17 protein-coding genes are annotated in these 21,631 nt (G+C 70.4%); 9 read left to right on the forward strand and 8 right to left on the reverse strand.

Annotation, left to right across the window (positions count from 1 at the left end; translation table 11 throughout):
* Positions 1-2: 2 nt before the first annotated feature.
* The 6 genes from ACFZBP_RS07370 to ACFZBP_RS07395 form a co-directional block, all read right to left on the reverse strand.
* A complete protein-coding gene (locus tag ACFZBP_RS07370) occupies positions 3-686 on the reverse strand; it encodes a response regulator (protein ID WP_391410802.1) in 684 nt (227 codons plus the stop codon).
* A 132-nt stretch (positions 687-818) separates the two neighbouring features.
* Positions 819-1,487 carry a potassium-transporting ATPase subunit C gene (locus tag ACFZBP_RS07375; RefSeq protein WP_391410804.1) on the reverse strand — a complete coding sequence of 223 codons (669 nt, stop codon included), beginning with the start codon at positions 1,485-1,487 and terminating at the stop codon, positions 819-821.
* Between the two features lie 5 nt (positions 1,488-1,492).
* Positions 1,493-3,628 carry a potassium-transporting ATPase subunit KdpB gene (gene kdpB, locus ACFZBP_RS07380; RefSeq protein ID WP_391410807.1) on the reverse strand — a complete coding sequence of 712 codons (2,136 nt, stop codon included), beginning with the start codon at positions 3,626-3,628 and terminating at the stop codon, positions 1,493-1,495.
* The gene (kdpA, locus tag ACFZBP_RS07385; protein ID WP_391410809.1) at positions 3,625-5,289 is read right to left on the reverse strand and encodes a potassium-transporting ATPase subunit KdpA; all 1,665 of its coding nucleotides are present in this window, start codon (positions 5,287-5,289) and stop codon (positions 3,625-3,627) included. Before kdpA ends, kdpB (ACFZBP_RS07380) begins: the two co-directional genes overlap by 4 nt.
* 8 nt (positions 5,290-5,297) lie before the next feature.
* Complete coding sequence (kdpF, locus tag ACFZBP_RS07390; RefSeq protein ID WP_016434100.1) at positions 5,298-5,387, reverse strand: K(+)-transporting ATPase subunit F; 90 nt, start codon at positions 5,385-5,387, stop codon at positions 5,298-5,300.
* 229 nt (positions 5,388-5,616) lie between these two features.
* Positions 5,617-7,458, reverse strand: a complete 1,842-nt coding sequence (locus ACFZBP_RS07395) for an amino acid permease (protein WP_391410811.1) — start codon at positions 7,456-7,458, stop codon at positions 5,617-5,619.
* Between the two features lie 226 nt (positions 7,459-7,684).
* On the opposite strand from ACFZBP_RS07395, the gene ACFZBP_RS07400 reads away from it, so the two are divergent.
* Positions 7,685-8,215 (forward strand): hypothetical protein, encoded by a 531-nt coding sequence (locus ACFZBP_RS07400; RefSeq protein WP_391410813.1) that lies wholly within the window; start codon positions 7,685-7,687, stop codon positions 8,213-8,215.
* 36 nt (positions 8,216-8,251) lie between these two features.
* Here the strand turns inward: ACFZBP_RS07400 and ACFZBP_RS07405 are convergent, their stop codons facing one another.
* On the reverse strand, positions 8,252-9,043 hold the full coding sequence (locus ACFZBP_RS07405; RefSeq protein ID WP_391410815.1) for a DUF4118 domain-containing protein: 792 nt from the start codon (positions 9,041-9,043) through the stop codon (positions 8,252-8,254).
* 105 nt (positions 9,044-9,148) lie between these two features.
* A complete protein-coding gene (locus ACFZBP_RS07410) occupies positions 9,149-11,662 on the reverse strand; it encodes an ATP-binding protein (RefSeq protein WP_391410818.1) in 2,514 nt (837 codons plus the stop codon).
* 234 nt (positions 11,663-11,896) lie between these two features.
* Here ACFZBP_RS07410 and ACFZBP_RS07415 point away from each other — a divergent pair, with 234 nt between their 5' ends.
* From ACFZBP_RS07415 to ACFZBP_RS07450, 8 genes are all read left to right on the forward strand, one after another.
* Positions 11,897-13,471: a Na+/H+ antiporter gene (locus tag ACFZBP_RS07415; RefSeq protein WP_391410820.1), complete on the forward strand. Its 1,575-nt coding sequence runs from the start codon at positions 11,897-11,899 to the stop codon at positions 13,469-13,471.
* A gap of 679 nt (positions 13,472-14,150) precedes the next feature.
* Complete coding sequence (kdpB, locus tag ACFZBP_RS07420; protein ID WP_391410822.1) at positions 14,151-16,307, forward strand: potassium-transporting ATPase subunit KdpB; 2,157 nt, start codon at positions 14,151-14,153, stop codon at positions 16,305-16,307.
* Positions 16,308-16,641: 334 nt separating this feature from the next.
* Entirely contained in the window at positions 16,642-17,460 is an 819-nt protein-coding gene (locus ACFZBP_RS07425; protein ID WP_391410824.1) for an SDR family NAD(P)-dependent oxidoreductase, read from the forward strand.
* A 31-nt stretch (positions 17,461-17,491) separates the two neighbouring features.
* Positions 17,492-17,569, forward strand: a complete 78-nt coding sequence (locus ACFZBP_RS07430; RefSeq protein WP_391411595.1) for a 50S ribosomal protein bL37 — start codon at positions 17,492-17,494, stop codon at positions 17,567-17,569.
* 110 nt (positions 17,570-17,679) lie between these two features.
* The gene (locus ACFZBP_RS07435) at positions 17,680-18,459 is read left to right on the forward strand and encodes a GNAT family N-acetyltransferase (protein WP_391410826.1); all 780 of its coding nucleotides are present in this window, start codon (positions 17,680-17,682) and stop codon (positions 18,457-18,459) included.
* 29 nt (positions 18,460-18,488) lie between these two features.
* Entirely contained in the window at positions 18,489-18,848 is a 360-nt protein-coding gene (locus ACFZBP_RS07440; protein WP_391410828.1) for a hypothetical protein, read from the forward strand.
* A gap of 80 nt (positions 18,849-18,928) precedes the next feature.
* The gene (locus ACFZBP_RS07445; protein ID WP_391410830.1) at positions 18,929-19,459 is read left to right on the forward strand and encodes a hypothetical protein; all 531 of its coding nucleotides are present in this window, start codon (positions 18,929-18,931) and stop codon (positions 19,457-19,459) included.
* Positions 19,460-19,623: 164 nt separating this feature from the next.
* A complete protein-coding gene (locus ACFZBP_RS07450; protein ID WP_391411597.1) occupies positions 19,624-21,621 on the forward strand; it encodes an amino acid permease in 1,998 nt (665 codons plus the stop codon).
* Positions 21,622-21,631: the final 10 nt, after the last annotated feature.

Consider the following 21,631-nt stretch of genomic DNA (forward strand, 5'->3'; position numbering starts at 1 on the left):
GTTCACCCTTCGAAGCGGTAGCCCATGCCGGGCTCGGTGATGAGATAGCGGGGGTGGGCGGGATCTGTCTCCAGTTTGCGCCGCAGCTGGGCCATGTAGACCCGCAGGTAGTTGGTCTTGTTGCTCTGGGAGACGCCCCAGACCTCCTGGAGCAGGTGCTTCTGCGTGATCAGCCGCCCGGGGTTGGTGACCAGGATCTCCAGCAGATGCCATTCGGTGGGTGTGAGGCGTACGTCGTGGCCGCCCCTGTTCACCTTCTTGGCCAGCAGGTCGATGGTGAACTCGTCCGTCTCGACGAAGGTCGCCCCGGAGGCCAGCGGTACCTCCTCGGTACGGCGGACGGCCGCCCGGAGCCGGGCGAGCAGTTCGTTCATGCTGAAGGGCTTGGTGATGTAGTCGTCGGCGCCGGCGTCGAGCGCGGCGACCTTCTCCTCGGACGCCTGGCGGGCGGAGAGCACCATGATCGGCACACGTGTCCAGGCCCGCAGGCCCTTGATGACGTCGACACCGTCCATGTCGGGCAGCCCGAGGTCGAGCACGACCACGTCGGGCTGCCGCGCCGCGGCGAGCCGGAGTGCGGTGGCACCGTCGGGGGCCGCGTCGACCCCGTACTGGCGTGCCTGGAGATTGATGAGGAGAGCCCGTACGAGCTGGGGATCGTCCTCCACCACCAGCACCCGAGTCATGGGTGTATGCCTTTCCTGTCGTACGTCGGGCTTGGATGCCGGAAGCGGTGCAACCGGCTTCATGACGACGGGAGTTGGCGGAACAAGGATCTCTCCCGGACCGCCAACTCCCCTGTGGATCGGGTAACGCCATCAGCTCTTGGCCACGAGTTCCTTGAGCGCGATGTTCAGCTCCAGGACGTTCACCCGGGGCTCGCCCATGAAGCCGAGGGTGCGGCCCTCGGTGTGGTCCTCGACCAGCTTCTCGACCTGGGCTGCGGACAGGCCGTTCTTCTCGGCGACCCGGTGGACCTGGATCTCCGCGTAGGCCGGGGAGATGTTCGGGTCGAGGCCGGAGCCGGAGGAGGTGACGGCGTCGGCGGGGACGTCGGACGGCTTGACCTTGTGGTCGGCGGTCGAGTTGTCCTTCACGACAGCAGCCTTGGCGTCCTTCACCCACTGGATGAGCTCTTCGTTGTCGCCGGACCGGTTGGTCGCGCCCGACAGGATGAGCTTGTACTGGGTGTTGACGCTGTTGCTGCCGAGGCCATTCTGCGGACGGCCCTGGAACCACTTCAGGTCGGGCGTGGGGGTGTCCTCGCCCTCCTTGAGCGGCAGGTTGTAGGACTGCCCGATCAGGGACGAGCCGACGACCTTGCCGTCCGACTTGATCTCAGAACCGTTCGCCTTGTCGTTGAACAGCCCCTGCGCGATGCCGGTGACGACCAGCGGGTAGATGACGCCCGTCACCAGGGTGAGCACGAGGAGGGCGCGCAGGCCCGCCCCGAGCAACCGGGCGGTGTTGGTTACCGAGTTGTTCATGGCCTTCAGCCGATCCCGGGGATGAGAGAGATGAGCAGGTCGATGAGCTTGATGCCGATGAACGGGGCGATCAGACCGCCCAGCCCGTAGATGGTGAGGTTCCGCCGCAGCATCTTGTCGGCGCTGACCGGCCGGTACTGCACGCCCTTCAGGGACAGCGGCACCAGAGCGATGATGATCAGCGCGTTGAAGATGACCGCGGACAGGATCGCGGAGTCCGGCGAGGACAGGCCCATGATGTTGAGCTTGTCCAGGCCCGGGTAGACGGCCGCGAACAGCGCCGGGATGATCGCGAAGTACTTCGCGACGTCGTTGGCGATGGAGAACGTGGTCAGCGCACCGCGGGTGATCAGCAGCTGCTTGCCGATCTCGACGATCTCGATCAGCTTGGTCGGGTTGGAGTCGAGGTCGACCATGTTGCCGGCCTCCTTGGCGGCCGACGTACCGGTGTTCATCGCCACGCCGACGTCCGCCTGGGCGAGCGCGGGCGCGTCGTTCGTGCCGTCACCGGTCATCGCGACGAGCTTGCCGCCCGCCTGCTCCCGCTTGATGAGCGCCATCTTGTCCTCGGGAGTCGCCTCCGCGAGGAAGTCGTCGACGCCCGCCTCGTCGGCGATCGCCTTGGCGGTCAGCGGGTTGTCACCGGTGATCATGACGGTCTTGATGCCCATGCGGCGCAGTTCCTCGAACCGCTCGCGCATGCCGTCCTTGACGACGTCCTTGAGGTGGATGACGCCGAGGATGCGGGCGCCTCGGTCGTCCTCCACGGCCACGAGCAGCGGGGTGCCGCCGGCCTCGGAGATCCGGTTGGAGACCGTGTCGGCGTCGTCCGCGACCGTGCCGCCCTGCTCCCGCACCCAGGCGATGACCGAACCGGACGCCCCCTTGCGGATCTTGCGTCCGTCGACGTCCACGCCGGACATCCGGGTCTGGGCGGTGAAGGAGATCCACTCGGCGCCGACCAGCTCGCCCTGGTGGCGTTCGCGCAGACCGTACTTCTCCTTCGCCAGGACGACGATCGAACGCCCCTCGGGCGTCTCGTCGGCCAGTGAGGAGAGCTGGGCGGCGTCGGCCACCTCGGCCTCGGTGGTGCCGCTCACCGGCACGAACTCCGATGCCTGGCGGTTGCCGAGCGTGATGGTGCCGGTCTTGTCGAGCAGCAGCGTGGAGACGTCACCGGCGGCCTCGACCGCACGGCCGGACATCGCCAGGACGTTGCGCTGGACCAGGCGGTCCATGCCCGCGATGCCGATCGCGGAGAGCAGGGCGCCGATCGTCGTGGGGATGAGGCAGACGAGCAGGGCGACGAGCACGACCATCGTCAGGTGGGTGCCGGCGTAGTCCGCGAACGGCGGCAGCGTGGCCACCGCCAGCAGGAAGACGATCGTCAGCGAGGCGAGCAGGATGTTCAGCGCGATCTCGTTCGGCGTCTTCTGCCGGGCCGCGCCCTCGACGAGGTTGATCATCCGGTCGATGAAGGTCTCACCGGGCTTCGTCGTGATCTTGATGACGATGCGGTCGGAGAGGACCTTCGTGCCGCCGGTGACGGCCGAGCGGTCGCCGCCGGACTCCCGGATGACCGGGGCCGACTCACCGGTGATCGCCGACTCGTCGACGGACGCGACCCCCTCGACGACGTCGCCGTCGCCCGGGATGATGTCGCCGGCCTCGCAGACGACCAGGTCACCGATCTTGAGCTCGGTGCCCGCGACCTGCTCCTCGCCACCGTCCTTGAGGAGTCGGCGTGCCACGGTGTCGGTCTTGGCCTTGCGCAGGGTGTCGGCCTGGGCCTTGCCGCGGCCCTCGGCGACGGCCTCCGCCAGGTTGGCGAAGATCACCGTCAGCCACAGCCAGGCACTGATCACCCAGCCGAACCAGTCGCCCGGGTCCTTGAAGGAGAAGATCGTCGTGAGGACCGAGCCGACGAGGACCACGAACATCACCGGTGACTTGATCATCACCCGCGGGTCGAGCTTGCGGAAGGCATCCGGCAGCGACTTGACCAGTTGCTTCGGGTCGAAGAGGCCCGCGCCCACGCGGCCCTCGGCAGGCTTGTGCCCGGTGGGTACGTCGCTGTGCGGCGCACGGGTCGGAGTGGCTGTGGACATCGAGTCCTCTTGGTTCTCAATACGGGTGGTCATGACGCCAGCCCCTCGGCCAGCGGTCCCAGCGCGAGCGCCGGGAAGTAGGTCAGACCGGTGATGATGATGATCGTGCCGACCAGCAGACCCGTGTAGAGGGGCTTGTCGGTGCGCAGGGTGCCCGCGGTCTCCGGGACCGGCTTCTGCTCGGCGAGCGAGCCGGCCAGCGCCAGCACGAACACCATCGGCAGGAAGCGGCCGAGCAGCATGCACAGGCCGAGCGTCGAGTTGAACCACTGCGTGTCCGCGTTCAGACCGGCGAAGGCCGAGCCGTTGTTGTTGGAGGCGGACGTATAGGCGTAAAGGATCTCGGAGAATCCGTGCGCCCCGGAGTTGGTCATCGAGTTGCCCGGCGTGGGCAGGGCCATGGCAGCCGCGGTGAAGACGAGCACCAGCGCCGGCGTGATCAGGATGTAGCAGGCCGCCAGCTTGATCTCACGGGTGCTGATCTTCTTGCCCAGGTACTCGGGCGTACGGCCGACCATCAGACCGGCGATGAACACCGCGATGATCGCCATGATCAGCATGCCGTAGAGACCGGAACCCACACCACCCGGCGCGATCTCGCCCAGCATCATGCCGAGCATGGTGATGCCACCGCCGAGACCGGTGAAGGAGGAGTGGAAGGAGTCCACCGCACCGGTCGAGGTGAGCGTCGTCGAGGTCGCGAAGATCGCCGACGAGCCGACGCCGAAGCGGACCTCCTTGCCCTCGTACGCCCCGCCCGCGATGTCGAACGCCGGGCCGTGGTGGGCGAACTCGGTCCACATCATCAGCGCGACGAAGCCGACCCAGATGGTCGCCATCGTGGCGAGGATCGCGTAGCCCTGCTTCACGCTCCCGACCATCACGCCGAACGTGCGGGTCAGGGCGAAGGGGATGACGAGGATCAGGAAGATCTCGAAGAGGTTCGTGAACGGGGTGGGGTTCTCGAAGGGGTGGGCGCTGTTGGCGTTGAAGTAACCGCCGCCGTTGGTGCCGAGTTCCTTGATGGCCTCCTGCGAGGCGACGGCGCCGCCGTTCCACTGCTGCGAGCCGCCCATGAACTGGCCGACCTCGTGGATGCCGGAGAAGTTCTGGATGGCGCCGCAGGCGACCAGGACGACCGCGGCGATCGCGGCGCCCGGCACCAGGATGCGTACGACACCACGCACCAGGTCGGACCAGAAGTTCCCCAGCTCACCCGTGCGCGAGCGGGCGAAGCCGCGGACCAACGCGACAGCGACGGCGATGCCGACGGCCGCGGAGACGAAGTTCTGCACGGCCAGACCGGCGGTCTGCACGACGTGGCCCATGGCCTGCTCGCCGTAGTACGACTGCCAGTTGGTGTTGGTGACGAAGGAGACGGCGGTGTTGAACGCCTGGTCCGGGTCGATGGCCGCGAAGCCCAGCGAACCGGGCAGCACACCCTGGAGCCGCTGCAGCAGGTAGAGGAACAGGACGCCGACGACGGAGAAGGCGAGCACGCCGCGCAGGTACGCGGTCCAGCGCATCTCGGTGTCGGGGTTGGCACCGATGCCCTTGTAGATCCACTTCTCGACCCGCCAGTGCTTGTCGGAGGAGTAGACCCTGGCCATGTAGTTGCCGAGGGGGACGTAGGCGAGCGCCAGCGCGCCTATCAGGGCCAGCAGCTGGAGCACGCCGGCGAGTACGGGACCCATGTCTTGTCTCAGAACCTCTCCGGGAAGATCAGGGCGAGGACGAGATAGCCCAGCAGGGCGACGGCCACGACTAGGCCGACGATGTTCTCGGCGGTCACAGCTTGGTCACCCCCTTGGCGACGAAGGCCACCAACGCGAACACAGCGATCGTGGTGACGACGAAGGCCACGTCGGCCATCGCGAGCTCCTAGATGAGGTTCGGGAACAACGGACCTCTAGAGGAAAGCGCCTCTCTGGCCGGATTCGGTCGTCCGTTGACGGCTCTCTTACGGCGGCGGCCAGAGCATTGACGGGACTTTTACGGCTCGGAGCCTCGGAGCCTCCCGCTCACAGCAGCCGGAAGCGCAGTCGGCAGATCACCGCGTCCGTCTCCCGCCGTACGGCATGGGCGACGACCGCGCCCCGCTGGTTCTGCAGCAGCCGCTGCCACAGCCGCTCCGGCTCGGTCTCCGGGATGAGGACGGTGACCCGGGTGGCCGGTTCCGCCGCCGCGACCTCACGGACGTACGCGGCGATGGGGCGGCCCAGGCTGCGGCGCTCGCAGGCCAGCCGGACCAGGGGGACGCCGGGGTCCCACTCCGCCCAGGAGTGTTCCAGGGCATGCAGGGCGGCCCGGTCCTCGGCGTCGGGGTAGCAGACGGTGACGGCACGGACCTCGTCGCCCAGGGAGGCCGCCGCAGTGAGGGCTTCGGAGGTGAGCCGTGAGATCGAGGAGACGGGCACGATCACGACCGAGCGGTCGCGGTGCGGGTGCTCGGGGACGCGGCCGAGGCCGAGGCGCTCGCCGATCCGGGTGTACGCGCGGTGCACGGCGACGAACGCCGCCACGAGCAGCGGCAGCGCCACCACGACCAGCCAGGCGCCCTCCTCGAACTTGGTCGCGGTGACGACGACGGCCGAGATGCCGGTCAGCAGCCCGCCGAAGCCGTTGAGCAGGGCCCTTCCCTGCCATCCCGGCCGGCGGTCGAGGCGCCAGTGCCGGACCATGCCGACCTGGGCGATGGTGAACCCGACGAACACGCCGATGGCGAAGAGCGGCACGAGCGTGTTGGTGTCGCCGCCGGAGAACACCAGCAGCGCCGCCGAGACCACGGCCAGGGCGAGCACGCCGTGCCGGTGAACCTGGCGGTCGGCCTTCAGCGCGAACACATGCGGCAGGTAGTTGTCCCGGGCCAGCAGTTTCAGCAGCACCGGCAGTCCGCCGAAGGAGGTGTTGGCCGACAGGGCCAGCAGGATCATCGTCGCGAACTGGACGACGTAGAACGCCCAGTTGTGGCCGAAGGAGGCGTCCGCGAGCTGGGCGAGCACCGTGACGCCCTCGACGGGCTGGAGGTGGAAGCGGGAGATCAGCACCGACAGCCCGATCAGCATCACGCCGAGGACCGCGCCGAGAGCGACCTCGGCCCGTTGGGCCCGCTTGACGCGCGGGACGCGGAAGGAGGGGACGGCGTTCGCGATGGCCTCCACGCCGGTGAGGGCGCTGCACCCGGAGGCGAATGCTTTCAGCAGGAGCAGGGCGCCCACGGTGGTCGCGTTGCCGGCCAGGACCGACGCGTGACCGGCCGCGGCGGCCGAACTCACGGGCTCGGACCGGAACAGACCGACGACGATCAGCACAAGAATCGAGCCGACGAACACCACGGTCGGCACGATGAACACCTTCGCCGACTCCACGATGCCCCGCAGGTTCACGGCCGTGATCAACGCCAGCACCACCAGGCACAGGACCAGCCGGTCGCCGTACAGGCCCGGAAAGGCGGAGGTCAGCGCTGCCACGCCGGCCGTGACGGCGACGGCCACGTTCAGGACGTAGTCCAGGACGAGCGAGGCGGCCGCCACCAGGCTCGTACGCGCACCCAGATGAGCCTTGGCGACCGCGTACGAGCCGCCGCCGTCGGGGAAGGCCGCGATCACCTGTCGGTACGAGGCGACCAGCACCGCCAGCAGGGCGGCGATGGCGAGCGTCACCGGCAGGGTGAACCCGAGGCCGCGCGCACCGGCGGCGGCCAGGACGAGAACGATCGCCTCGGGCCCGTACGCCACCGACGCCATCGCGTCCAGGGACAGGGCGGCCAGGCCCGTGACAGCGGTCAGCCGGTGGCGTTCGCCGGTATCGGGGGGCTCTTCGTCGGCGGGGGTCGCGCCCGGCTGGACGGTCAGGACGGACATCGGTGCGTGCTCCTTCTTCCTTCGGCCGCGCGCGAGGGGTGACGCGGGCGCGGTGCACTCAGGGTGTGTCCGGTCCCGGCCGCGGCCGACCGCTCCTTGCGTTTTCTTCGCGCTGAACAGGCCGACTTTGATGAGGTCTTGACGGGGTTGTGACCCAGGCGACAGAGCCATCAGAGTCGCGTCAAAGGTGAGGTGCTCCTGCTCCCCGCATCCATAAGGTCACCGCATGGCACCCCGTAACGACGCGCGTGAACGCAAGGGCGCGGCGCACGACCTCCGCTGGGCGCGGGATGTACGGGACTCGGTCCGCTGCGGCGGGGTGCTGCTCGCCCTGCTCCTCCTCCTCGACTGGGGCACGGGCCGCTTCACGTACTGGCGCTGCACTCTGTGGCTCGCCCTGGCACTACTGCTCTTCCTCGTGCTGTACCCCGCCCGAGTCTCCGCCGGCGACGGCTGGCTCGCTTCGCGCCGACTGCTGCGCGAACACCGCGTTTGTACCGATCAGCTGGTGTCCGTCCGGTACCTGGAGGGCATGTCGGAGCGACTCGTGCTGCGGGACTCGGCCGGCGGCCGGGTGGAGATCGACCCCGAAGTCCTCCTGAGAAACCCGCAGTTGTGGTTCCTTGTGGACGCGGGCGCCCAGAAGTCGGCGGGCGGCGGCACACTGCTGTGCGGGGCGACCGCGTTGCACCGACTCTCCCGGCGCATCGACAGGGAGACCGCCCACGCGGTCTTCAAAGCCTCCGGCCTGGAATAGCGGGCTCAGCCACGCGGTTTGACCGGCGCGGCGGACTCAGCCCCGCCCCACCGGCCCCGCCGTGTCCAGCGCCGCTCCCGTCTGGTCGGCCAGAGTCACCGCCACGAGCCGGGCCTGGAGCGGTGGTACCGGCCCGGGGCCGGGACTGAGCAGGAAACGACCGAGATAGTGACCGTTGCCGTACGCCCGCAGCTCGATGTCGTCCTGCGCCCACCCACGCCCTGCACTCACGCTCCCGTCCTTGAGCAGGCGCGGTGGCCGCCCCATCAGCGTCCCGTACTCGAAACGGCAGGCGCGCAGCCCGAGCAGTTCGACGAGTTCTCCCCGGACATGGTCGACCACGGTGTTCGCCGAGTTGGGCGACTGGGCGAGGCCGGCCGTCCGGTGGATCCGCGTCAGGTGGGCCGCGTCGGTGACCGTGATGATCTCCAAGCGGCGGGCACGGGCGGCGAGTTGGGACACGAGCAAGCCGACGACCAGCAGCAGCACGGCCGTCTCGATGTCCTCCGACGCACTGATGGTGAAGGTCTGGTACGGCCGGGTGAGGAAGAAGTCGTACCAAGCCGCAGCCGAAAGCGCCGCCACGACGCCCGCCGTACGGCTGCCCAGCGCGGCGACCGCGACGACCACCACGACGAGGATCAACGCCGCGTTCGTGTGCGACAGGTGCGTACGAATCGGCACGAGTGCGAGCGCGGCCAGGAAGGGGGTGACCAGGCCGGCCGCCAGGGCGAGCCGGTCACGCAGCGGCCAGGAGCCCACTGTGACGCGGATCCGGTCCCTGCCGTGCGGCCTCCGCCATGTGCCGATTCCGATTCCGGTGGTCATCGGGTACCTCCTAAGCTCCGCGCACCCCACGGTGCGGGTTCTCCGTCGGCTGCGGCTTCCGGTGATGGCGCTGCGGCATTCGTCGTACGTCGCGCCCGGGCCTCATCAGGCGCCTCCTGCCGGGTGCGCCTGCTCCGCCGGACGCGGCGTCCCCTGTGCCACGCCGGCCTGCTCCGCGAAGGGCAGCGACACGACCATGGTCAGGCCGCCGCCCGGAGTGTCCTCCGGGGTGAGAGTGCCGTTCATCGCCTCGGTCAGGCCCCGGGCGAGGGCTAGGCCGAGGCCGAGGCCGGTGGTGTTGTCGGTGTCGCCGAGCCGTTGGAACGGCTCGAAGATCCGGTCCCGGCCCGTCGGCGGGAGGCCGGGGCCGCGGTCCACAACCCGCAGTTCGACCCGGCCCGCCAGGACACTGGCGGTGACCAGCACCTTCTGGCCGGGCGGTGTGTGCCGGGCGGCGTTGCCGACGAGGTTGGCGACGACCCGCTCCAGCAGCGGCGGGTCGGCGAGCACCGCCGGGATCTCCTCCATGTCGCTCGCCTCGGCCGCGGGCACGTCCGCCAGCGCCATCGGGAGGACCTCCTCCAGGGCGGTGGCCCGCAGGTTCAGGGTGAGGGCCCCGGCCTCCAGGCGGCTGAGGTCGAGGAGGTTCTCCACCAGGCGACTGAGCTTGGCCATCGACTCGTCGGCGGTGGCGAGGAGTTCCTCCTGGTCCGCGGGCGAGAAATCCACGTCCCTGCTCCGCAGGGACGTCACGGCCGCCCAGCCCGCGGCGAGCGGTGTACGCAGGTCGTGGCCGACGGCCCGCAGCAGCGCCGTACGCATCCGGTCCGCGGCCTTCACGGGCTCCACCTCGGCCGCCGCCTCGGCGAGCCGGGCACGCTCGACGGCCGACCCCACGTGCGCGGCGAACGCGGCGAGCACCCGCCGCTCGGAGGAAGACGGGGTGCGTCCGCGCAACACCAGATACGCGCCGGGGCCGGCGGGGACGGCCGTGACCTCCCCGGCGTCAGGCGGTTCGTCGACGAGTTCCGCCGAGTCCATGCCGAAGGTCTCCCGGGTCCTCTCCAGCAGGGACGGGATCGTCGTGCCGCCGCGCACGATGCTGCCGGCCAGCGACGACATGGTCTCGGCCTCGGCGGTGGCGCGGGCGGAACGGCGGGACAGGCGCAGGGAGCGGTCGACGACGGCGGCCACGGTGGCCGCCACGACGGCGAACACGCTCAGGGCGAGCAGCGCGTTCGGGTCCTCCAGCGTGAAGGAGCCGATGGGCGGGACGAACCAGTAGTTCAGGAGCAGGGACGCCGTCAGCGACGCGATCAGCGCCGACACGACTCCGCCTATGCAGGCCACGCCGACCACGGTGAGCAGGAACAGAAGCGCCTCACTGGTCAGGTTCAGCGGCCCGCGCAGCTGCGCGAGGGCGGCGGTCAGCAGTACCGGCAGTACGAGCCCCGCCACCGGCCCCGCGATGCGCCGGGCCCTGGACAGGGTGCGCCGCCGGGACGGCAGCAGAGTGCCGCGTCCGGCCCGCTCGTGGGTGACCCGGTGCACGTCGATGTCACCGGACATCTCCGTCACGGTCTCCCCCGTGCCGGGTCCGGTCAGGAACCGCTCCAGACGGCCCCTGCGGCTGGTGCCCAGCACCAGCTGGGTGGCGTTCTCGGCCCGCGCGAACTCCACCAGCGCGGTCGCGACATCGTCGCCGACGACCGAGTGGTAGCTGCCGCCCAGGTCCTCCACCAGCCTGCGCTGCCGGGCCAGCGAGGCGTGCGAGACCCCGGCCGCGAGTCCGTCGCTGCGGGCCACGTGCACGGCCAGCAGATCGCCTCCGGCCGACCGGGCGGCGATACGGGCGGCCCGCCGGATGATCGTGTCGCCCTCCGGACCGCCGGTCAGCGCCACGACGACCCGCTCCCGGGTCTCCCACACGCCGCCGATGGAGTGCTCGGCGCGGTAGGTCTGCAGGGCCTCGTCGACCCGGTCGGCCACCCACAGCAGGGCGAGCTGACGCAACGCGGTCAGATTGCCCGGCCGGAAGTAGTTGGCGAGGGCGGCGTCGACCTTCTCGGGCGCGTAGATGTTGCCGTGCGCCATACGGCGGCGCAGCCCCTCCGGGGGCATGTCCACCAGCTCGACCTGATGGGCGCGCCGTACGACCTCGTCGGGCACCGTCTCGTGCTGCGGCACGTGTGTGATCTTCTCGACGACGTCGTTGAGGGAGGCCAGGTGCTGGATGTTCAGCGCGGTGATGACGTCGATGCCTGCGGCGAGCAGTGCCTCGATGTCCTGCCATCGCTTGGCATTGCGGCCCTCGCCGGGAACGTTGCTGTGCGCGAACTCGTCGACGATCGCCACCTGTGGGCGGCGGGCCAGCACCGCGGCGAGGTCCATCTCCTCGAACCGCCTGCCGCGGTAGGAGCAGCGGGCGCGGGGGACCGTTTCCAGGCCGTCGAGCATCGCCTCCGTGTGCCGTCGGCCGTGGCACTCGGCGAACGCCACCACCACGTCCGCCCCACGGGCGGCTCGCCGCCGTCCCTCGTCGAGCATCCGGTAGGTCTTGCCCACTCCCGGGGCCGCCCCCAGGTAGACCTTCAGTCGTCCGGACCGTACGTCACTCATCGCCGTCGACGCGCTCCGCTCACTGGTTCAACTCCCTGAAGGAGGTGGGTTACTTCTCCCTACGGAAGCGCTTCCGAGGACGGAGCGGGACGCGTGTTAGCGCTTTCTTGGCGCCCGTGCCGGGGACCTTGACACTGTCTTGACATCCCTTGGGCGGATAGGGTGAAAGCGGTGTGCCGGGAAGTCTGGTCGGCGGGGAGCCACGGCGGCTCCGTCAAGCCCCAGGGGGACGGCATGCGTGGCGTAGGCATTGTTCTGGCACTGGTCATCCTGGCCACGGTCGTGGCGACCTTCGCCCGCCGGTGGCGCATTCCCGCACCGTCCTTGCTGGTCGTGGCGGGCCTCGCGGTAGCGCTGCTGCCGGGCACCCCGGAGATCGAGATCAGCCCCGAGGTCATCGGGTTGATCGTCCTGCCACCGCTGCTGTACGCCAGCGCGGAGGATTTGTCCTGGCGTGAGCTGAAGGCCGTGTGGAAGCCGGTCGGCGTCCTCTCCATCGGCCTGGTGCTGGCCTCGGCGGCGGCGGTCGGCTGGGTGGCGTCGCTGGTGACTCCACTGTCGTGGCAGATGGCATTCGTACTGGGCGCGGTCCTGGCCAGCACCGACCCGGTGGCGGTCACCGCGCTCGGCAGACGGCTCGCGCTGCCGCCCAAGGTGCAGGTCCTGGTGCAGGCCGAGAGCCTGTTCAACGACGCGACCTCGCTGGTCCTCTTCCGCGTCGCGGTGAGCGTCGCAGTGGCCACAGCGGCGGCCGACTGGGGCGCGGCGGGCGGCGAGTTCGTCGTGCTGGCGGGCGGCGGGACGGTCATCGGCGCCGCCGTGGCCGGTGTGGTGGCCCTCATCCGCCGCCGCACCGAGGACCCGGTCCTGGAGACGGTGATCGCCCTGGTCACCCCGTACGCCGCGTACGTCCTCGCGGAGGCCGCCCACACGTCAGGGGTCACCTCGGTCGTGGTCGCCGGAGTGGTGCTCGGCGGCCGGGACGACCGGCTCACCAACGCCCGCATACGGCTCCAACTGCACGCGGTCTACGGCACCGTGGTGTTCCTCCTGGAAAGCGTGGTCTTCTCGCTCATCGGCCTCGCATTGCCGGGGCAGGTGCGGGCGCTGTCCGACGCCGACCGGGCCTGGCCTCTGTACGCCCTCGCCGTCGCCGGCACCCTGATCGCCGTACGGCTGCTGTGGCTGGCTCCGCTGTCGGCGGTGGTCCAGCGCAGGGGCGGCATCCAGCGGATGAACTGGCGGGTGCCGGTGGTGCTGACCTGGGCGGGCACCCGGGGTGTGGTGCCGCTGGCGGCGGCCCTGTCCATCCCGGTGGCCACGGAGGCGGGCAAGCCGCTGGCCGACCGTCCGCTCGTCCTCGTACTGACCACGTCGGTCGTGGTCGCAACCCTCGTCGTGCAGGGCTTCACCCTGGCCCCCGTCGTACGCCGCTCCGGCATCGCCCTGGAGCCCGACCACACCGAGCGCGAGGAGACCTCCGCCCGCTGCAGCCTGGCCGCCGCGGGCATCCGGCGTCTTGAGGAACTCTCGGAGCTGGAGGCCGTCCCCGACGTCGTCCTCGACCGCCTCCGTCGCGGTCTCACCGCCCGCCTCGACGACACCCGCGACCGCCTCGCCGAAACCAACGGCACGGGCGCTCCCGCCGAGTCGACCGACCTGATCTACCGTCAACTGCGCCGCGACCTGATCGCCGTGGAGGCCGAGGAACTGCAACGCCTCTACGACGACCACACGATCAGCGACACCACCCGCCGACGCCTCCAGCGCACCCTCGACCTGGAGGAAGCACGGCTCGCGGACGCCTGAGCGGGGCTCGGCGGAAGTCGGCCGCCTTGGTCGCAGCCGCGGTCCCAGCACGGTCAGGACCGTCCCGGCGAGTCTGCTTGCTCGGGCGTGCCCCGGGCCCGGATCGCCCGTCCGCGATCCCCCTCTTCTCCGTGGCCCGGGGCACCGCCCTGCGAGGCGATCGCCGGTGGTCGTGGCGGTGCGCAGAGCCCTGGTCGAAAGCCCCGCGTTGTGCCGACCGTGAAGTCACGGTGCCTCCGGCACGACGCCACGGACGGTCGCCCGTCCCCCGTGCCGATCAGTCTGCGACCGGATCGGGCCGCCAACGGCCGGCGTTGACACTCCCCTGATGGTTTCCCTGACCTGTTTGACGGGACTTTGACGACCTCCGCGCCCGGCCCGTATGAGTCCCGCAAATTCCTTGCCGGAAAGCCTGGTTCGGGCCGCTGCCGCAGCTAGATTCCCTGTCGGCCGTCGCCGAGGCCGCTGGCGTCAACAGCCTCACGGCTGCCGGAGTCCACGCTCCGCAGCGGCTCGGGGCGGCCCGGTGCCCGTCCGTCCGAACGGCGCGCACCCGCGCACCACGCCTGTCGTCGTCCCATCGCCGGCGTCCGTGCGCCCGCCGTGCGGTGCCGGGGCCCCGGCACCGCACGGGCCGGCGGCCACCGTCCCTGCCCGCCACCGAGACACGAAGGTCTCCATGTTGCCCGCCGCTCCAGAGCAGGCTCCACCGTCCCGTCCCCAGCGCACCGCCCGGCCCGGAACGGAGGGAGGAACGGGGCGCCGTCGCGCCCCGAGCGGGCTGTTCGAACCCGCGCAGCTCGTCCGCTCCTTCCCCGAGGCACTGCGCAAGCTGCACCCGCGGATCCTGGTCAGGAACCCGGTGCTCTTCGTCGTCTCCGTCGGCGCCGTCCTCACCACGCTGTCCGCGCTGCTGCACCCGGCCGTCTTCACCTGGGTGATCAGCCTCTGGCTGTGGCTGACGGTGATCTTCGCCAACCTCGCCGAGGCGGTCGCCGAGGGCCGCGGCAAGGCCCAGGCCGAGTCGCTGCGCAGGGCGCGCACGGACACGGTGGCGCTGCGGCTTCTGCACTGGCGCTACGGCACCGATCCACGCACCGCCCGCACCGAGGCCGTCGCCGCCACCGACCTCAAGCCACTCGACGTCGTCCTGGTCGAGGCGGGCGAGATGATCCCGGCCGACGGCGATGTCATCGACGGCGTCGCGGCGGTGGACGAGTCCGCGGTCACCGGCGAGTCGGCCCCCGTCATCCGGGAGGCGGGCGGCGACCGCAGCGGTGTCACCGGCGGTACGACCGTCCTGTCCGACCGCGTCCTCGTCCGGGTCAGCGCCCGGCCCGGGCACAGCTTCCTGGACCGGATGATCGCCCTGGTCGAGGGCGCGGCCCGGCAGAAGACCCCGAACGAGATCGCCCTGAACATCCTGCTGGCCGCCCTCACGATCGTCTTCGTCCTGATCGTGGTCACCCTGCAGCCCATGGCCGCGTACGCGAACGCGGCCCAGTCGACGACCGTGCTGGTGGCGCTGCTCGTCACCCTCATCCCGACCACGATCGGCGCCCTGCTCTCCGCGATCGGCATCGCCGGCATGGACCGCCTGGTGCAGCGCAACGTGCTCGCCATGTCGGGCCGCGCGGTCGAGGCCGCCGGTGACGTCAACACGCTGCTGCTGGACAAGACCGGCACCATCACCCTCGGCAACCGCGAGGCCGCCGCCTTCGTCCCCTTGCCCGGCATCGACGCACGACAGCTCGCCGACGCCGCCCAGCTGTCGTCACTGGCCGACGAGACGCCGGAGGGCCGCTCCGTCGTCGCCTTGGCGAAGAGGGAGTTCGGGCTGCGGGAGCCCGCCGAGGGCGAGTTGACGAACGCCCGCTGGGTCTCCTTCAGCGCGCAGACCCGGATGAGCGGCGTCGACCTGCGCTGGAACAACGGCGCGGTGTGCGCGATCCGCAAGGGCGCCGCCCAGCAGGTGATCGAGTGGGTGCAGATGTACGGAGGCCAGGTCCCCTCCGCGGCACGGAACTTCGCGGACGCGGTGGCCACGTCCGGCGGAACCCCGCTGCTGGTGGCGGTGCACGACTGGGACGGGCCCCGGGTACTCGGACTGATCCACCTGAAGGACGTGGTCAAGGACGGCATCCGCGAACGCTTCGCCGAACTGCGCCGCATGGGCATCCGCACGGTCATGGTCACCGGCGACAACCCGCTGACGGCGAAGGCGATCGCCCAGGAGGCGGGCTTGGACGACTACCTGGCCGAGGCGACACCCGAGGACAAGCTCGCGCTGATCAAGCGGGAGCAGGCCGGCGGCAAGCTGGTCGCGATGACCGGCGACGGCACGAACGACGCCCCGGCCCTGGCGCAGGCGGACGTCGGCGTGGCGATGAACACCGGTACGTCGGCCGCCAAGGAGGCCGGCAACATGGTCGACCTCGACTCCAACCCGACCAAGCTGATCGAGATCGTCGAGATCGGCAAGCAACTCCTCATCACCCGGGGCGCGTTGACGACGTTCTCGATCACCAACGACGTCGCCAAGTACTTCGCGATCATCCCGGCGATGTTCACGAGCGCCTACCCGGGCCTGGACGCGCTGAACATCATGGGCCTGCACAGCCCGACCTCCGCGATCACCTCGGCGATCATCTTCAACGCCCTGATCATCGTGGCGTTGACCCCGCTCGCCCTTCGCGGCGTGCGCTACACCCCGTCCTCCGCACACGACCTGCTGCGCCGCAACCTGCTCCTGTACGGCCTCGGCGGACTGGTGCTGCCCTTCCTCGGCATCAAGCTGATCGACCTGCTGATCTCCGGGGTGCCCGGCCTTGGCTGAATCGCGCCCGGTGGCCTGGCTCGCCCGTCAAGGTCCCGTAAGCGCACGTCAGGGGCCCGTCAGAGAACGGGATTCCGGCTTGTCGGTGCCGTGCCGAACGGCTTCCATGGAGTACGTGAACAGCGCCTGGCTCCTCTTCGACCGGCCGCCGAGTCCCGCTCGGCCTTCGAGTCGTGCGCCGCGCTGTCCGGAAGAGCCCGCGTCCCGCTGACGCGCTCTCCGCGACCCGAGGGGCGCCGTGATCCCCATCCGGCGCCCTTCGCCTTTCCTTCCTCACCGCATGTCCACCGCCCCGCCGGGGCCACTGGGCATGCCCGCAACCCTGGATGGGATCATGCCCGAGTCCACCCTTTCCTCCCTTTCCGGCCGCACCGTCCTGGTCACCGGCGCCACCTCCGGCATCGGCTACGAGACTGCCCGGCACCTCGTCGAGCGAGGCGCCACGGTGCTGCTGCACGGCCGCACCACCGAGGAGGCCCTCGCGGCCGCCGACCGCCTCGCGGCGACAGCGGCTCTCGATGCCCCGCAACTGCGCGCGTACGGAGCGGACTTCGCCCACCTCGACGAGGTCGAGACCCTCGCCGCCAAGGTCGTCGCCGAGCACCCGCACCTGGACGTGCTGGTCAACAACGCGGGCATGGCGGCGCCCGAGCGGCACACTGTCACCGCCGACGGCAACGAGATCGCCTTCCAGGTCAACTTCCTCGCCCACTACCTGCTGACCTGTCTGCTGGAGCCGGCACTGACCAGCGACCCGGGCGGCCGTGTGGTCAACGTGTCGTCGGCGCTGCACCGCACGGGGTCGATCTCGTGGGCCGACCCCAACCGCGCCCGCCGCTACTCCCGGCTCGCCGCCTACGCCCAGTCCCAGCTCGCCCTCACGGTGTTCGCGGCCGACCCGCGCGTCACCGCCGTCTCCGTACACCCCGGCGTCTGCGACACCGCCCTGCTCCCGCTCTACGCCCACGAGGGCACCTCGCCCGCCGAGGGCGCCGACCACGTGGTCCGGCTGTGCGACCCGGCGGTCGAGATCGTCAACGGCGCCTACTACGACCGTGCCGAACGCGTCGACCCGGCCCCGGCCGCCAAGGAGGACCGCACGGTGAAGCGCCTCAACAAGCTGGCTGACCTGTTGGTCGGCCGCACCGCTTGAACGTCGATTCACAGCAAGGGAGTTGATACGCATGTCGAAGCGCGCCCGCAAGAAGAAGGACCGCCGCAAGAAGAAGGCCAACCACGGCAGCAAGGCCGGCCAGCGCTGACCGGGCACGGCGGGGGGGGGGGGGGGGGGGGGGGGGGGGGGGGGCCCCCGCCCCCCCCCCCCCCCCCCCCCCCCCCCCCGCCCACACCCCTCTACCTCCCCGAGGCACCAATGATCGAAATCCTCCCTCGTGACCTGCCCGCTTCCAGCCGGTGGTTCCCCACGGATTACCCGGGCCCCGCCGCCATCGGCGAGCACGTGCTGACCACGGGCAACGGCCGCTGGTGGGCCGACCGCGCCGTCGAGCCGCGCGCCGTCGCCGCATCCTGCGCCGGTCACGTCGTCCTGCGCGGCGTGCCCGACGCGCTGGCACCGGAGACGCTGGCGCCCCTGGCCGACAGCCGCATCGACGCGCCGTCCCGCTTTCTGCCGGCGCTGTACTCCGCCTTCACACGCCTCACCCCTTGGGAGCGCATGATCTGGACCCTCCAGGCCGAACCGCTGCCTCCCAGGCTCCCGATGAGCGTGACCGTAAGGCGCTTGGAGGCCACGGACACCGAGGCAGTGCACGCGCTGGGGCCGGACGCGTCCTGGCTCTCGGCGAGCTGGGGCGGACCGCGCGGTCTCGCCGCCGGAGGACACGCTTGGGCGGCCGTCAGCCGGACCGGCCGGATCCTGGCGGTGGCATGTACTTACTTCCGCGGCACCCGCTACGAGGACGTGGCGGTCTACACCGTCGCCGACCGCAGACGCCACCACCTCGCCCTCGCCTGCGTCACCTCGCTCTGCGCGGACATCGCGGCACGAGGTCACCTCCCCAGCTGGAACTGCTCGGTCCACAACCGCGCCAGCCGCCTCCTCGCCTGGACGGCGGGCTTCCGCCTGGTCCACGAATACGTCCACTACGCGGTCGGGAGCCCCGTCGTCCGCGATCGCCGACTCAGCGCATAGGAACCATCCGAGGCAGGCAGAGAACCGACATGCCCAGAACCCCGCTGTTCGTCCTCCACATCCTCGACGGCCGCCACGAGATGACCGTCACCCGGCTCAAACGCGCGGACGACGCTTTCACCCTGCACTACACGATCACGCCCCCGCTGCCCGATTCCGGCAGCGAGCCACCCCTCGTCCCGGTCCTGGAAGCCCGGGACGATCTGGGCAACACCTACGACGACCGCGGCGGCGCCTACGGCACGGCCCCCGACGGCAGCCACACCGACGGATCGCTCACGGCATACCCGGCCCTGGCTCCGGACGCGCACACGCTGCGAGCGCGGGTCATCTTCATACAAGGCGGCCAGGAAGCCGCGTACGACATGACACTGGGCATTCGCCGCTGACATCAGGGATGAGTCGGCGACTCGTCAGCAACGCGTCAAGATCTGCGGCATGGCGCTGCCCCGCGCCTACCGTCGACGGTATGGAACACCTGGGTGACCACCGCTGGTTCGCCGACCTGCGCGGCGCGGTCGTGTGCGCGGGCTCGTTCCTGGGCCTTCTGTTGCTGGTGGACGAGGCAGCCGAGACGTTCACTGCGGCGCGCGGGGCGTTGTGGAGTTGCCTCGCCCTGTTGCTGCTCCTCGTGCTGTTCCCGCCACGGGTCACCGCGGGCGAGGGCTGGCTGACCGTACGCGGCGTCCTGCGCACGCGCCGGGTACGGACGGACCGCCTCGTCGCCGCGTACACCCCGGGGCGCACGGGCCGACGCCTGGTGTTCCTGGACGCGTACGGCAGCCGCGTCGAACTCGACGCCCAGGTCCTGGTCGCCAACCCGCCGTTGTGGCACCACCTCGACACGGACATCCGTGTAGCGGCGGCGCGGGGTCATCTGTCCGAGCACCCCGCCGCCCTGCGGGATCTGTCGGAGCGCATCGACCGTGAAACGGCCTGGACGGTCTTCAAGATCTCCGGGCTGACGGACGGCGTGGACGAGCAGCCCTCCACCCACTGAAGGCCGTACCTTTTACGCCATCTGTACGCATTCCGTGAAATCCTAACGGCTCTTTGACGGCCCGCCTGCCGTACGCCCTCCCCCGCGAACCTCCTCCGGTGCCTAACCTCGCGCCCGTGCCCAACGTGCCCGAGATCCTCAAACGCCTGGTGATCGGCCGGGCCATGCGCAGCGAAGAGCTGCACGAGACGCTGCTGCCCAAGCGGCTCGCCCTGCCGATCTTCGCCTCCGACCCGTTGTCCTCGGTGGCGTACGCGACCCAGGAGATCCTGCTGGTCCTCTCCCTCGGCGGACTGGCCTACTGGCACTTCACCCCGTGGATCGCGACGGCGGTCGTGATCCTGCTGGCCGTCGTCGTGCTCTCCTACCGGCAGGTGGTCCGCACCTACCCCAGCGGCGGCGGCTCGTACGAGGTGGCCTCCACCAACCTCGGTCCGTCCGCCGGCCTCGTGGTGGCCGCCTCCCTGCTCGTCGACTACGTCATGACGGTGGCCGTGTCGGTCGCATCGGGAGTCGACAACATCATCTCGGCCGTACCCGAACTCGCCGACTACCGCGTGCTGATGGCGCTGGGCTTCGTCGCCCTGCTGACCGCCATGAACCTGAGGGGTGTGCGCGAGTCGGGCCGGGCCTTCGCCACCCCGACGTACCTCTTCGTCGGCGGCGTGATGATCATGATCGCGACGGGGCTGTTCCGCTACCTGGTCGGGGACGCGCCCGTCGCCGAATCCGCCCACTACGGCATCGAAGCCGAACCCGGTGAGACAAACCTGGCCGGGCTCGCCCTGGTGCTGCTGGCACTTCGGGCCTTCTCCCAGGGCTGCACCGCGCTGACCGGCGTGGAGGCGATCTCCAACGGCGTCCCGGCCTTCCGCAAGCCGAAGCCGAAGAACGCGGCGACCACCATGGCGGTCATGGGCGCCATCTCCATCACCATGTTCGCCGGCGTCACCACGCTCGCGCTGATCTCCAAGGTCCGTGTCGCCGAGGACGCCTGCCGGCTGACCGGCATCGACGGCAGCTGCGAGAGCTACACCCAGCGCACCGTCATCGCCCAGATCGCCGCCGCCGTCTTCGGCGGCGAGCACTCGATCGGCTTCTACTACATCCAGGCCGCCACCGCGCTCATCCTGATCCTGGCCGCGAACACCGCCTTCAACGGGTTCCCGCTGCTCGGCTCGATCCTCGCCCAGCACCGCTATCTGCCCCGACAGTTGCACAACCGCGGCGACCGGCTCGCCTTCTCCAACGGCATCCTCGCCCTCGCGATTGTCGCCGGCCTGTTGCTCTGGGGCTACGACGCCAACGTCACCAACCTGATCCACCTGTACATCCTGGGTGTCTTCACCTCGTTCACGCTCTCTCAGACCGGCATGGTCCGGCACTGGAACCGCGAACTGCACACCGAGACCGACCCGGCCCTGCGCCGCCGGCACAAGCTCGCCCGGGTCACCAACGCCACCGGCGGGGTGGTCACGGGCCTGGTCCTGCTGATCGTGCTGGCCACCAAGTTCACGCAGGGCGCGTGGCTGGCGGTGCTGGCCGCGGCGGTGCTGTGGGTGACGATGCGCGCCATCCGCCGCCACTACGACGCCACGGCCGCCGAGCTCGCCGTGACCGACCCGCGCAGCGAACTCGTCGCGCCCAGCCGGGTGTTCGCCATCGTCCTGGTCTCCACGATCCACAAGCCGACCCTGCGCGCCCTGTCCTACGCCCGCGCCTTCCGCCCCGGCCATCTGGAAGCCCTGACGGTCTCCGTCGACCGGGATGAGGCGGCGGCGTTGCGCGAACGCTGGGAGGAGTACGGCATCGAGACCCCTCTGAAGATCATCGACTCGCCGTACCGCGAAGTGACCCGGCCGGTCGTGGACTACGTGCGGTCCATCCACCGGGAGAGCCCGCGTGACATCGTCGCCGTCTTCATCCCCGAGTACGTCGTCGGCCACTGGTGGGAGAACCTCCTGCACAACCAGTCCGCACTGTGGCTCAAGAGCCGCCTGCTGTTCACGCCTGGCGTGATGGTCACGAGCGTGCCGTGGCAGCTCACGTCGTCGGTGCGGGCCGACCGACCGGCGGCACGGGCGCCGGGCGCAGTGCGGCGAGGCGAGCCCCCGAGCCCGGTGTCCCGTCACGACGGCGAGTCGGGGTCCCGGCAGCGGTAGGCGGGAATGC

This window comes from Streptomyces sp. NPDC008086 (genome assembly GCF_042957325.1).
Classification (GTDB): domain Bacteria; phylum Actinomycetota; class Actinomycetes; order Streptomycetales; family Streptomycetaceae; genus Streptomyces.

Excerpts from the sequence above, each read along its gene's own strand:
- ACFZBP_RS07370 (WP_391410802.1), bottom strand. The coding sequence starts at position 686 with ATGACTCGGGTGCTGGTGGTGGAGGACGATCCCCAGCTCGTACGGGCT.
- ACFZBP_RS07375 (WP_391410804.1), bottom strand. The coding sequence starts at position 1,487 with ATGAACAACTCGGTAACCAACACCGCCCGGTTGCTCGGGGCGGGCCTG.
- kdpB (WP_391410807.1), bottom strand. The coding sequence starts at position 3,628 with ATGACCACCCGTATTGAGAACCAAGAGGACTCGATGTCCACAGCCACT.
- kdpA (WP_391410809.1), bottom strand. The coding sequence starts at position 5,289 with ATGGGTCCCGTACTCGCCGGCGTGCTCCAGCTGCTGGCCCTGATAGGC.
- ACFZBP_RS07395 (WP_391410811.1), bottom strand. The coding sequence starts at position 7,458 with ATGTCCGTCCTGACCGTCCAGCCGGGCGCGACCCCCGCCGACGAAGAG.
- ACFZBP_RS07400 (WP_391410813.1), top strand. The coding sequence starts at position 7,685 with ATGGCACCCCGTAACGACGCGCGTGAACGCAAGGGCGCGGCGCACGAC.
- ACFZBP_RS07405 (WP_391410815.1), bottom strand. The coding sequence starts at position 9,043 with ATGACCACCGGAATCGGAATCGGCACATGGCGGAGGCCGCACGGCAGG.
- ACFZBP_RS07410 (WP_391410818.1), bottom strand. The coding sequence starts at position 11,662 with ATGAGTGACGTACGGTCCGGACGACTGAAGGTCTACCTGGGGGCGGCC.
- ACFZBP_RS07415 (WP_391410820.1), top strand. The coding sequence starts at position 11,897 with ATGCGTGGCGTAGGCATTGTTCTGGCACTGGTCATCCTGGCCACGGTC.
- kdpB (WP_391410822.1), top strand. The coding sequence starts at position 14,151 with ATGTTGCCCGCCGCTCCAGAGCAGGCTCCACCGTCCCGTCCCCAGCGC.
- ACFZBP_RS07425 (WP_391410824.1), top strand. The coding sequence starts at position 16,642 with ATGCCCGAGTCCACCCTTTCCTCCCTTTCCGGCCGCACCGTCCTGGTC.
- ACFZBP_RS07430 (WP_391411595.1), top strand. The coding sequence starts at position 17,492 with ATGTCGAAGCGCGCCCGCAAGAAGAAGGACCGCCGCAAGAAGAAGGCC.
- ACFZBP_RS07435 (WP_391410826.1), top strand. The coding sequence starts at position 17,680 with ATGATCGAAATCCTCCCTCGTGACCTGCCCGCTTCCAGCCGGTGGTTC.
- ACFZBP_RS07440 (WP_391410828.1), top strand. The coding sequence starts at position 18,489 with ATGCCCAGAACCCCGCTGTTCGTCCTCCACATCCTCGACGGCCGCCAC.
- ACFZBP_RS07445 (WP_391410830.1), top strand. The coding sequence starts at position 18,929 with ATGGAACACCTGGGTGACCACCGCTGGTTCGCCGACCTGCGCGGCGCG.
- ACFZBP_RS07450 (WP_391411597.1), top strand. The coding sequence starts at position 19,624 with ATGCGCAGCGAAGAGCTGCACGAGACGCTGCTGCCCAAGCGGCTCGCC.